This window comes from Aeromonas sobria (genome assembly GCF_050266975.1).
Lineage (GTDB): Bacteria > Pseudomonadota > Gammaproteobacteria > Enterobacterales > Aeromonadaceae > Aeromonas > Aeromonas sobria_B.
This window is the reverse complement of the sequence record NZ_JBKISU010000032.1, coordinates 46,714-58,505: the sequence shown is the minus strand read 5'-3', so window position 1 is coordinate 58,505 and position 11,792 is coordinate 46,714. Positions and strand designations below refer to the sequence as shown.

Annotated in this window: 12 protein-coding genes; 1 reads left to right on the top strand and 11 read right to left on the bottom strand. The window is 62.7% G+C overall.

All coding sequences use genetic code 11. The features are described 5' to 3' along the window. Nucleotides 1-190: 190 nt before the first annotated feature. The 8 genes from astD to rpe form a co-directional block, all read right to left on the bottom strand. Nucleotides 191-1,660 (bottom strand): succinylglutamate-semialdehyde dehydrogenase, encoded by a 1,470-nt coding sequence (gene astD, locus ACLHZ1_RS16810; RefSeq protein WP_427263003.1) that lies wholly within the window; start codon nt 1,658-1,660, stop codon nt 191-193. Nucleotides 1,661-1,750: 90 nt separating this feature from the next. Next, nucleotides 1,751-2,770, bottom strand: coding sequence for an arginine N-succinyltransferase (gene astA / locus ACLHZ1_RS16805; protein WP_111874024.1), 1,020 nt, complete (start codon nt 2,768-2,770; stop codon nt 1,751-1,753). 76 nt (nt 2,771-2,846) lie between these two features. Continuing rightward, nucleotides 2,847-4,064, bottom strand: coding sequence for an aspartate aminotransferase family protein (locus ACLHZ1_RS16800; protein WP_408747440.1), 1,218 nt, complete (start codon nt 4,062-4,064; stop codon nt 2,847-2,849). 473 nt (nt 4,065-4,537) lie between these two features. Next, the gene (locus ACLHZ1_RS16795; RefSeq protein ID WP_427263002.1) at nt 4,538-5,119 is read right to left on the bottom strand and encodes an aminodeoxychorismate synthase component II; all 582 of its coding nucleotides are present in this window, start codon (nt 5,117-5,119) and stop codon (nt 4,538-4,540) included. Nucleotides 5,120-5,133: 14 nt separating this feature from the next. Continuing rightward, nucleotides 5,134-5,349 carry a hypothetical protein gene (locus tag ACLHZ1_RS16790; protein ID WP_427263001.1) on the bottom strand — a complete coding sequence of 72 codons (216 nt, stop codon included), beginning with the start codon at nt 5,347-5,349 and terminating at the stop codon, nt 5,134-5,136. 122 nt (nt 5,350-5,471) lie between these two features. Further along, nucleotides 5,472-6,476: a tryptophan--tRNA ligase gene (gene trpS / locus ACLHZ1_RS16785; protein ID WP_408792639.1), complete on the bottom strand. Its 1,005-nt coding sequence runs from the start codon at nt 6,474-6,476 to the stop codon at nt 5,472-5,474. An 18-nt stretch (nt 6,477-6,494) separates the two neighbouring features. Continuing rightward, a complete protein-coding gene (locus ACLHZ1_RS16780) occupies nt 6,495-7,160 on the bottom strand; it encodes a phosphoglycolate phosphatase (RefSeq protein WP_427263000.1) in 666 nt (221 codons plus the stop codon). Then, nucleotides 7,150-7,821 carry a ribulose-phosphate 3-epimerase gene (rpe, locus tag ACLHZ1_RS16775; RefSeq protein WP_427262999.1) on the bottom strand — a complete coding sequence of 224 codons (672 nt, stop codon included), beginning with the start codon at nt 7,819-7,821 and terminating at the stop codon, nt 7,150-7,152. Before rpe ends, ACLHZ1_RS16780 begins: the two co-directional genes overlap by 11 nt. Nucleotides 7,822-8,011: 190 nt before the next feature. Here rpe and ACLHZ1_RS16770 point away from each other — a divergent pair, with 190 nt between their 5' ends. After that, a complete protein-coding gene (locus ACLHZ1_RS16770; RefSeq protein ID WP_041993102.1) occupies nt 8,012-8,203 on the top strand; it encodes a DUF2970 domain-containing protein in 192 nt (63 codons plus the stop codon). Nucleotides 8,204-8,215: 12 nt separating this feature from the next. On the opposite strand, the gene ACLHZ1_RS16765 is transcribed toward ACLHZ1_RS16770, so the two are convergent. From ACLHZ1_RS16765 to aroB, 3 genes are all read right to left on the bottom strand, one after another. Then, on the bottom strand, nt 8,216-9,091 hold the full coding sequence (locus ACLHZ1_RS16765) for a Dam family site-specific DNA-(adenine-N6)-methyltransferase (RefSeq protein WP_427262998.1): 876 nt from the start codon (nt 9,089-9,091) through the stop codon (nt 8,216-8,218). A 69-nt stretch (nt 9,092-9,160) separates the two neighbouring features. Continuing rightward, the gene (locus tag ACLHZ1_RS16760; RefSeq protein ID WP_427262997.1) at nt 9,161-10,717 is read right to left on the bottom strand and encodes an SPOR domain-containing protein; all 1,557 of its coding nucleotides are present in this window, start codon (nt 10,715-10,717) and stop codon (nt 9,161-9,163) included. Next, on the bottom strand, nt 10,710-11,789 hold the full coding sequence (aroB, locus tag ACLHZ1_RS16755; RefSeq protein ID WP_427262996.1) for a 3-dehydroquinate synthase: 1,080 nt from the start codon (nt 11,787-11,789) through the stop codon (nt 10,710-10,712). Before aroB ends, ACLHZ1_RS16760 begins: the two co-directional genes overlap by 8 nt. Nucleotides 11,790-11,792: the final 3 nt, after the last annotated feature.

The following is an 11,792-nucleotide window of genomic DNA, read 5'->3' as shown; positions in this document are numbered from 1 at the left end:
TGACACAGTAGTCATCGGCATTGAGCCATCTCTTCTTCATCGATATCTCCATGAACGATTAAAACGTCAAACCCGGGGACAGCTGCTCCGGCATGGCGGCCTTGCTGTCTTCTACCGAGGCGACCGGATATATGACACAGTAGTCATCGGCATTGAGCCATCTCTTCTTCATCGATATCTCCATGAACGATTAAAACGTCAAACCCGGGGACAGCTGCTCCGGCATGGCGGCCTTGCTGTCTTCTACCGAGGCGACCGGGTAGGCACAGTAGTCGGCGGCGTAGTAGGCGCTCGCCCTGTGGTTGCCGGAGGCGCCGATGCCGCCGAAGGGCGCGGCGCTGGAGGCGCCGGTGATGGGCTTGTTCCAGTTGACGATGCCGGCGCGAATGCGCTTGAAGAAGTGGTGCCAGTCCGTCTCGTTGTCGCCCAGCAGGCCGGCCGAGAGGCCGAAGCTGGTGGCATTCGCCTTCTCGATGGCGGCATCGAAGTCGTCGTAGCGAATGAGCTGCAACAGCGGGCCGAAGTACTCTTCATCCGGCAGTGCAGCGACCTTGGTCACGTCTATGATGCCCGGGGAGACGAAACCGGTGCCCGCTTCCAGATGCGTGAGAGCGAGCAGACTCTCGCCACCGAGGCGCTGCAGGTTGGCCTGGGCCTCGACCATGCCGAGCGCCGCCTTCTCGCTGATCATGGCCCCCATAAAGGGTTGCTCGGCGGCGTCATAGAGGCCGACCCTGATCTGGCCGACCACCGCCACCAGTCGCTTGACCAGGGCATCGCCGCGCTCGCCGCGCTCCACGAACAGACGACGGGAGCAGGTGCAGCGCTGACCGGAGGTGATAAAGGCGGATTGCACTATCGCGTGCACCGCGCCGTCGATGTCGCTCACGTCTTTTACGATGAGCGGGTTGTTGCCACCCATCTCCAGGGCCAGGATCTTGCCCGGCTGGCCGGCGAACTGCTGGTGCAGGAAGTGGCCGGTACGGGACGAGCCGGTGAAGAAGAGGCCGTCGATGTCCGGATTGCCCGCCAGGGCCTTGCCGGTCTCCACCTCCCCCTGCACCAGGTTGATGACGCCGGCGGGCAGGCCCGCCTCCTGCCACACCTTGAGCATGGCCTCGGCCACCATGGGGGTCAGCTCGGAGGGTTTGAACACCACGGTATTGCCGGCGATGATAGCGGGCACTATGTGGCCGTTGGGCAGGTGGCCCGGGAAGTTGTAGGGGCCGAACACGGCCACCACGCCATGGGGCTTGTGGCGCACGAAGGCCTTGGCACCCGGCATGGGGTTTTCCACCGTGCCGGTGCGCTCGTCATGGGCCCGGATGGAGATGGCGATCTTGCCCTGCATGGCGGCCACTTCGGTGCGGGTCTCCCACAGGGGCTTGCCGGTTTCCCGGGCGATGGTGAGCGCCAGGGCTTCCTTGTGTTCCCCAAGCAGGTCGGCGTAGCGGCGCACTATGGCCAGACGATCCTCGAGGGCCAGATCGGACCAATGGTAGAAGGCGGCGCGGGCCGCCTTGACGGCGGCGTTCACCTGGGCCTGGCTCGCCGCCTGCCCCTGCCAGATCACTTCGTTCTTGGCCGGGTCCCGTGACTCGAATCCCTTGCCCTCGCCCGCCAGCCAGTGGCCGTTGATCAGCTGTACTAATTCGCTCATTGCATATCCTTGTTGCTTGCGTTGCCTGGCGTCCGAGCCTGCGGCCGCCCAGTCGTCATGTTCGCGGGAAGGGGCATCCCCTCCCCCTTGTCAGTCCAGATCCACGACCCGCACCAGATCGCCATTCTCCACCTTGAGGGCGGCGGCCATCTTGGGCGGCACTATGGCCTCCTGCTTGTCCAGATCGACCCGGATATTGCCAAGGCAGGCCCGATACTGTTCGAAGCGGGTGTTGCACAGCAGATAGGTGTGGCCCCCCAGAGGCTCCCCCACCACCACGGTCAGGCGCTTGCTGCGGCGTATGGTGCGGATGTTGTTCACGTCGCATTCGACGGTGGGGCCGGCATCGAAGATATCCACATAGCCGCGGTTCACGAAGCCTTCGTCCTGCAGCATCTTGATGGCGGGGCGAGTCTTCTCATGGGTCTTGCCGATGACGGCCCGCGCCTCATTGCTGAGCAGATTGACGTAGATGGGGTACTTGGGCATCAACTCGGCGATGAAGCGCTTCTTGCCGATCCCGGTGAGATAGTCGACGGTGGGAAAATCCATCGAGAAGAAGTGCTTTTGCAGCCACTCGTAAAACGGGCTGTGGCCATTGGCATCGGAGACGCCGCGCATCTCGGCGAAGACGGTCTTGTCAAACAGCTCCGGGTGCTCGGCCATGAACAGGAAGCGGTGCTTGGAGAGCAGTCGGCCATTGAGCCCCTCGCGGGCACATTCGCGCAAAAACAGGGTACAGAGCTCGGAATTGCCGGTGTAGTCGTTGGACAGGGTCAGCGTCTCGACCACGTTGTAGATGCCGAGCTTGGGGGAAGAGTGGACGACCTTGCCGATGTGATAGTTGTAAAACGGCTGGGACAGGCCCACGGCCGCGTCGATGGCACAGGTGCCGACCATGTCCCCGCTTTCCAGATCCTCGGCCACGAAGAAATAGAGGCAGTCGCCCTTTCCCGCGGGTTTGTCCGAAAAGGTCTGGGTGGAGGCATCGATCTTGCGCTGCAGCAGCTCATCATTGACCGGCAAGGAGGTCATGCCGGTACCGGATTCGATGGCACAGGTCTTGAGCCCGGCAAAATCTTTCTGTTCGATGGGACGAATTAACAACATAGATGACAACTCCCTTTCATTGACGACAGGTGGGGTCCCGGCTCCTGCCGGGAGTGGCCCCCACCTCAATTCGGGATCAGGCGTTAACGACCTGAGCCACGGCCAGCTCGAAGCGAGCCAGCCCTTCCTTGATGTCCGCTTCCGGGATCACCAGGGAGGGAGCAAAACGCACCACATTGGTACCGGCCACCAGGGCCATCAGCCCCTGATCGATGGAGGCCAGCAGGAAGTCGCGGGAGCGGCCCTTGAAGTCATCGTTGAGCACGGCGCCCAGCAGCAGGCCCTGGCCACGGACTTCGCTGAAGCAGTGGTACTTGGCGTTGATGGCGTCGAGCCCGGCACGGAACAGCTGCTCGCGCTGCTTGATGCCGCTGAGCACTTCCGGGGTATTGACCACGTCCAGCACGGCCTCGGCCACGGCGCAGGCCAGCGGGTTGCCGCCGTAGGTGGAGCCGTGAGTCCCCACTTTCAGGTGAGCCGCGATCTCCGTGGTGGTCAGCATGGCACCGATGGGGAAGCCGCCGCCGAGCGCCTTGGCGCTGGTGAGGATATCCGGGGTGACCCCCAGGCCCATGTAGGCAAACAGCTCGCCGGTACGGCCGACCCCGGATTGCACCTCGTCATAGACCAGCAGGGCATTGTGCTTGTCGCACAGCTCGCGCACCCCTTTGGCAAACTCGTCGGTGGGACGAATGATGCCACCCTCCCCTTGCAGCGGCTCCATCACCACGGCGCAGGTATTGTCGGAGATGACGGCGGCCAGCTCGGCCAGATCGTTGTAGGTGACATGGGTGATGTCGGCGGGCTTGGGACCGAAGCCGTCGGAGTAGGCCGCCTGGCCGCCGACGCTGACGGTGAAGAAGGTGCGGCCATGGAAGCCCTGATGGAAGGCGATGATCTGGGTCTTGTGGGCACCGAACTTGTCGATGGCATAGCGGCGAGCCAGCTTGAGGGCCGCTTCGTTCGCCTCGGCGCCGGAGTTGCAGAAATAGACCTTCTCGGCGAAGGTGGCGGCGACCAGCTTCTTGGCCAGGCGCAGGGCCGGCTCGTTGGTCATCACGTTGGAGAGGTGCCACAACTTCTCGCCCTGGGTTTTCAGGGCCTCGACCAGCTTGGGATGGCAATGACCCAGGCCATTGACCGCGATACCGCCGGCGAAATCCACATACTCACGCCCTTCCTGATCCCAGACACGTGACCCTTCACCACGCACCGGGATGATCTTGGCGGGTGCATAGTTGGGAACCATGACTTCATCAAACACTTCACGTGTCACTGCCAACAACTCTGACATACTTGCTCTCCTTCCAGATGGCGACAGAATAATCCACCGCCTAAAAGTTAAATCCGTGTAAACGTGACGGGATTATCACAGAAAAAAAGTAAAAAGTCTGTAACCTGACGACCTACGAGGAACAATGTTCGATTGCTCATGAGATTTTAGGCAGCCCCATTGCATAACGGCTCAGAGGGTGTTGGCAAGAGATAATTTGGGCAGGAAGCGGGGTGAATAAAGTGTCAGGGAAAATTTTTTCGGCGACATATGAAAAACGAGAGTCAGATCACGACTTTCGGCCGAAATGGGGTGAAATCCCCCCGGGATCCCGGGGACAGAGAGCCAAAAAACCTAGTCGAATGAAGCCCTTTCTCCATGACCATTTCGACCGTTGCGCCCAGGGGCGGCCTCGTCTGGACGGGAGCAGAGCGCCGGTCGCTGGGCTTGGTGGATTATCCGGCTAAAGGGAGAAACGGCGCAGAAAATAGGGATCAGCGCCGGGACAGGAAGTTGGCCAGCAGATCGTGGCCCTGCTCGCTCAGTATGCTCTCGGGATGAAACTGCACCCCTTCCACCGCCAGCGTCCTGTGGCGCAGCCCCATGATCTCGTCGAACGAACCATCGGCATGCTCGCTCCAGGCGGTCACCGCCAGGCAGTCAGGCAGGGTGTCGCGCCGGACCACCAGGGAGTGGTAGCGGGTCACCCGCAGCGGATCCTGCAATCCGGCAAAGACCCCCTCCCCCCCATGGCGGATCAGGGAGGTCTTGCCGTGCATCACCCGGCGGGCACGCACCACCTCGGCGCCAAACGCCTGGGCCAGGGACTGGTGGCCGAGGCAGACCCCGAGGATGGGGATCCGGCCGGCGAAATGGGCGATAGCGGCCAGCGAGATGCCTGCCTCATTGGGGGTGCAGGGGCCGGGGGAGATCACCAGGTGATCGGGGGCCATGGCCTCGATGTCGGCCAGGGTCAGTTCATCGTTGCGCTTGACCACGACCTCCTGTCCCAGGGAGCCGAAATACTGCACCAGGTTCCAGGTAAAGGAGTCGTAGTTGTCGATCAGTAACAGCATGGGCAGCGGGAAGCTTAGCGGTCCAGGTAGCGGCCCTGTTCCATCTCCCGCTCCCGTTGGCACTCGGCGAGGTAGATGGCGGCGACGATGGCGGGGGTGGCATGGTGCCGGTCGATGGCGTTGGAGACCATCAGTTGCAGGGTATTGAGGTTCTTGGCCTTGCGGAACTTGCGCAGCCAGTGGCCCTTGTCACCCAACTCTTCAATGGCGGTTTTTTCTTCGGTCAACATGTTCACTCTTGGGACTCAAGGTCCACTCAAATCAGGATCCGGAGATCGCTCATAGCGGCGGGCAAAACAAAGAAAGCCAGGTCGATACCCGGCTTCCTACGGTGTCACCACAATCCGATATATCAGGCTCTTGGAACGAAGCCGACCACATCATATACGCTGGCCAGGGTTTTTTCAGCCCTTTCCCTGGCCTTTTCTGCGCCGGCGGCGAGAATGGCCTTCAGGTGGGACTCATCCTGACGCAGCGCGTGGAAGCGGGCCTGCAGCGGCTCGAGCAGGGCGACCACGGCCTCGGCGGTCTCCGTCTTCAGATGACCATACATCTTGCCTTCGAAGTGCTGTTCCAGCTCAGGAATGGTGCGACCGGTCACACCCGACATCAGGGTCAGCAGGTTGGACACCCCGGGCTTGTTCACCGGATCGAAACGCACCACGGCGGGATCGTCGGAGTCGGTGACGGCACGCTTGATCTTCTTGACGATCTGCTTGGGATCTTCCAGCAGGCCGATGAAGTTCGCCTCGTTGTCGTCGGACTTGGACATCTTCTTGGTGGGATCCTGCAGGCTCATCACCCGGGCACCCTCTTCGGGAATGAAGGGCTCCGGCAGGGTGAACACCTCCCCATGCAGGTTGTTGAAGCGGGTGCAGATGTCGCGGGTCAGCTCCAGGTGCTGCTTCTGATCGTTGCCGACCGGTACCTGATTGGCCTGGTAGAGCAGGATATCCGCCGCCATCAGCACGGGGTAACCAAACAGGCCGACGTTGACGTTGTTCTCAAAGCGCGCCGACTTGTCCTTGAACTGGGTCATGCGCGACAGCTCGCCCATCTGGGTGTAGCAGTTGAGGATCCAGCCGAGCTCGGCGTGCTGGGGCACGTGGGACTGGATGAAGACGGTGCTCTTGGCCGGATCGACCCCCACCGCCAGATAGAGGGCGGCGGCATCGAGACACGCCTTGCGCAGGGCCGCCGGATCCTGGCGGGTGGTGATGGCGTGCAGGTCGACGATGCAGTACAGGCAATCGAAGTCATCCTGCATCTTGACCCATTGGCGCAGGGCGCCCATGTAGTTGCCTATGGTGAGTTGGCCGGAGGGCTGGGCGCCGCTCAGTACGATTGGTTTAGCCATGGAGAGGAGTCCTTGTTCTTATTCGGCCAGCAGGGCGTCGAGTTCACAGAAGCGCTCGCACACCCAGTCAGGGTTGGAGTCGGCGATGGGACGGCCATAGTTGTAACCGTAAGTGAGACCCACCACCTTCATGCTGGCGGCCTGGGCGGCCAGCACATCATTCTCGGAGTCGCCCACCATCAGGGTGCGGGAGGGCTTTACCCCCAGTTCGTGGCAGGCGTGCAGCAGCGGCTCTGGCCTGGGTTTCTTCTCGGGCAGGCAGTTGCCCCCGAGCCAGAGCGCGAAGCAGTCGCCGATGCCGAGGGCATCGAGAATGGGCGCCACGAAGTGGCTGGGCTTGTTGGTCACCACCGCCTGCTGGTAACCCAGGCGTTGCAGGCGACGCAGGCTCCGCTCCACCCCCTCATACATGGCCAGCCCTTCCAGCAGGCAGGCCTGGTAGTGGCGATCAAACAGGGGACGCGCCCGCTCAAACAGCTCGTCGCCGTCGCGATACGCCAGGGCGCGGCTGATGAGCTTGTCGGCGCCATTGCCGACCCAGGTACGCACCACGGCCTCATCGACCTCGGCCAGTCCCAGGTCGGCGAGGGTGCGATTGACCGCCAGTGCCAGCTGGGCGGCGCTGTCGATCAGGGTGCCGTCCAGATCGAACAGCACCAGGTCGAAGGGACGCTCAACGGACATGGGCCAGCTCCGCCCGCATCTGGTCGATCACCGCCTTGTAGTCCGGCTGGCTGAAGATGGCGGAGCCCGCCACGAACATGTCGGCACCGGCCTCGGCGATCTCGCGGATGTTGTCCACCTTGACGCCGCCGTCGATTTCGAGGCGAATGTCACGGCCGCTCTCGTCGATCAGGCGACGCACCTGACGCAGCTTGTCGAGGGTGCCGGGGATGAAGCTCTGACCACCAAAGCCCGGGTTGACCGACATCAGCAGGATCACGTCCAGCTTGTCCATCACGTACTCGAGGCAGGTGAGCGGGGTGGCCGGGTTGAGCACCAGACCGGCCTGGCAACCCTGCTCCTTGATGAGACCCAGGGTACGATCCACGTGATCGGAGGCTTCCGGGTGGAAGGTAATGAGGTTGGCACCCGCCTTGGCGAAATCGGGCACGATGCGATCCACCGGCTTGACCATGAGGTGCACGTCTATCATCGCCTCGATGCCGAAGTCGCGCAGCGCCTGACAGACCATGGGGCCTATGGTCAGGTTGGGCACATAGTGGTTGTCCATCACATCGAAATGCACCACGTCGGCCCCGGCGGCCAGCACCTTGGCAACATCGTCACCCAGGCGGGCGAAGTCGGCGGAGAGGATCGAGGGGGCTATCAGAAAGTCTTTCATCACGTCATCCATTGGCAGCTAGGCGAAAAGCGGCGCAATTTTACCCCAAAGCGGGCCAGGAAACGAGGCCGATCACCGCCTCTCCCCGCCCGAAGACGCGGGAGCGAACCTGCCGGGCAGACCAGAGACGGGGAATGCAGGGGAGGAAGCGGCCAAAGCTGGCTAGGCTGATAACCATCAGGAGGCCCTCATGAACCAACGACTCTCCCTATGGCATACCCTCACCAGCACCCTGGCGGCCCTGTTTGGCGTGCAATCCCAGCGCAACCGCCAGCGGGACTTTGCCGGCGGCTCGCCCCTTCTGTTCATCCTGATGGGGCTGCTGCTTATCGCCGCCCTGGTCGGCAGCCTCTGGTTGCTGGTGAGCTGGGTACTGGGATGAGGCAGGCCTTGCTCAGGCGCTCGCCTCGCTCTCGATCAGATCTCCGGGATACCAGCCCTGCTCGGGGGCGATGCCGGGTGGATAGAGCGCCAGCAGCTCGGCCACCTTGTTGCGGGTGCCGCCATTGCGGCTGATGGTGCGCTTGACCAGGATCTCGTCGAGCCTGGCGCCGCGATACAGCTCGCGGGTCAGCTCGATGTCGTGGTTGCTGATGAGCACGGGCACCCCCTTCTCGGCGGCCGTATGGCGGGCCAGCCGGGCCAGGATCGCCTGATCGTCCAGGGTGAAGCCCCCGGCGGAATAGGTGGTGAAGCTGGCGGTGGTGGAGAGGGGAGCATAGGGGGGATCGCAGTAGATCACCCAATCCGGCTCCGCCCGCTTGATGGCGTCGGCATAGCTCTCACAGATGAAGGTGGCTTTTTGCGCCTTCTCGGCGAAGGCCCACAGCTCCTTCTCGGGGAAGTAGGGCTTCTTGTAAGAACCGAATGGCACGTTGAAGCCGCCCTTCTTGTTGTAGCGGCACAGGCCATTGAAGCCATGGCGATTCAGGAACAGGAACAGCAGGGAGCGATCGAAGCTGCCCTCTGTCTGATTGAACTGGGTACGCAGCCGGTAGTAAGCCGCCTTGTGGTTGTTGTCGGCCACGAACAGCTTGCGCGCCTCGGCGATCAGCCGATCCGGCTTCTGCTTGAGATGGTTGTAGAGCGCAATCAGATCCGGATTGATGTCATTGAGCACATAGGCGTCATAGTCGGTGTTGAGAAACACGGATCCGGCGCCGACGAAGGGTTCAAGCAACACACGCCCTGCTGGCAACCGCTCGGCAATCTCTTCCACCAGGGAGTATTTTCCCCCGGCCCATTTTAAAAAAGCGCGTGTTTTCTTCATGGAAATCCGGCGTTAAGGAGGCAGCAACCCAAAAAGGGGGACGATTCTACCCCCTTATCCGACCTGCTGCTATGGCTTCAGCTCTTTTTGTACCTGGGCGAACGACTTGGGCCAGGGTTGTCCCTTGAGCAGGGCCGGCGGCAACTGGCGGATCGCCGCCTTCGCCTGCTGGGCACTGCCGTAATCCCCCTGCAACACCACGAACCAGGGACTGCCGCGAAATTGGGTCTGATAGAGCCAGATCTTGCCGGCCAGACGGTGTTCGGCCACGAACTTGTCGACCGCCGGGCGATTGCTCGCCCCCATCAGCTGCACGCTGTAGTGGGTCCTCGCCTTCTTCTGCAAGGTGGCGACCGGCGTCAGGGGGACACGGGGGGCGGCCACGGTCGGCTCCTGGCTCTTGCCCGGGTCAAGTTGGGTTGTGCTTGTCTGGCGCTGGGCCGGTGCTGCGCCCTGGCTGGGTTGAGCGGCCTGACTCTGGGGCTTGCCGGGGGCGGCCTCGCCGGTCAGCTCCTTGACCACCTCGGTCGGCAGGGCACCGCTGACGCCGGGCTGAGTCATCAGCTTCTCGACCACGTCATCGGAAATGACCAGGCGGCGCCCCTCGTAGTTGCCGGCATCCGCTGTCACCGTCTCGCTCTGTACCGCCTTGGGCAGGTCCTGACTCTCCGCCTGCCAGTCACGCACCAGGGCCGCGCTGTCCTGGTTGCCACTGCCGGTGCCGATCGCTCCGCTCTGGGCTGATCCCTCCTGGGTCAGGGACCCTTGCGGCTGTTCGCCTGGGATGGGCAGTGGCAGCGGGGCCTCGAGGGCTTGATTTCCCGCCACGCCTTCCGGTTTGTCCCCGAGCAGCGCCGGCACCAGGTAAGTAAGCGCCAACAAGATGCCGATGACGGCGACAAACCCCAGCACGACCGTCTTGATGGGCAGCTTGGGTTGGGGCTTCTTGGGTCTTCTGTCGGTCATGATATCCTCCAGGGCCTGCATGATGGTGGACGGGTGGCCTTTCGCCTGGCTCAGGATCTCCTCTACCTTGCTCTTGGGCAAGAGGCTGGCCGGTATCTTCTGTGCCTTCGCCTTTTCATACAGGAAGATCCGCTGTTCGGGGGCGCTCAGGGGCGCGACTTCCAGCTCCAGGGCAGGCATGGCCCGCCCCTTCAGCCCCGCCCGTCCCCTGCGACACCAGCCGTCATCCCCGCTGAGCAGGATCGCCAGCTGATGGGGTCTGGTCAGGGTATCGTTGTGGCGGCACAGGGCCCACAGCTCGCCAAGCAGCTCGGTGGGCAGGTCACTGGCCCGCTCGATGAGCAGCAGCAGGGTGGCGGGTTTGCCCTCCAGCATGCGAAAGAAGCTGTCGGCCAGGGCATCCTGAGGATTGAACAGGGGCCTGTCGACCACCTGCTCGAGCAGTAACTGGCGCACCTCGGCCATCTTCATGTCGGGGCGGCCGATGAGGCTCACCACGGTCACCTTCTCGGGCAGACGGCTGAGCAAGGACTCGCAGAGGGTGGCACGGCCGCTGCCGGCCGGACCGGAAAGAAAAATGAAGGGGTGATTGAATTCAATCAGATGCAGCAGCCGTTCGACCAGCTGCCGCTGGGAGGGAAACTGGAGTAACTTACTCACATTCGGACTCGATCACCGACTGCAGTTGGGCATCAGACACATCGGCCACCACTTCGGCATGACCAATCCCCACCGGCAATACCAGGCGCAGCTTGCCCGCCAGCACCTTCTTGTCGCGGCGCATGTGGCGCAGGTAAGCATCGAACCCCATGCCGGCAGGGCCCTTCACCGGCAGTCCGGCGGCCAGCAGCAGGGCGCGGATCCGCTCCTCCTGCTCGCCATCGAGCTGGCCGCGCAAGCGGGCCGTGGCAGCAGCCTGCATCATGCCTGCGGCAACCGCCTCACCGTGCAGCCAGTTGCCGTAGCCCTGCTCCGCCTCGATGGCGTGACCGAAGGTGTGACCCAGATTGAGCAGCGCCCGCACGCCGTGCTCCGTCTCATCCTCGGCCACCACTTCCGCCTTGATCTCGCAGCAACGCTTGATGGCATAGGCCAGCGCCGCCGGATCCAGCTGTTGCAGCCGGGACATGTTCTGTTCCAGCCAGTGGAAGAAATCCGCATCCCAGATGATGCCGTACTTGATCACCTCGGCCATGCCGGCGGCAAACTCGCGCGCGGGCAGGGTTTGCAGGCACTCGGTGTCGATGACCACCAGCCTGGGCTGGTAGAAGGCACCTATCATGTTCTTGCCGAGGGGATGGTTGACGGCGGTCTTGCCGCCGACGGAGGAGTCGACCTGGGAAAGGAGGGTGGTGGGCACCTGAATGAAGGGGATGCCACGCTGGAAACTGGCGGCCGCGAAGCCCACCACATCCCCTATCACACCACCACCCAGGGCGATCAGTGTGGTATCGCGTCCATGGTTGGTCTCAAGCAGCGCAGACATGATGCGCTCGAAGGTCGCCAGGGTCTTGTGCGCCTCACCATCCGGCAGGATCAGGTGTTCTACCTGATAATCCGTCAGCAGCTGGCTCACCCGCTCGAGATAGAGGGGCGCCACGACAGTGTTGGTCACTATCATGACCCGCTTGCCCTTGATGGCCTGAGTCAGCGCCTCGGGGCGCTGCAACAGTCCAGCCGCAATTTCTATGGGGTAAGAGCGCTCACCCAGTTCGACCTTCAACCTTTCCATGGA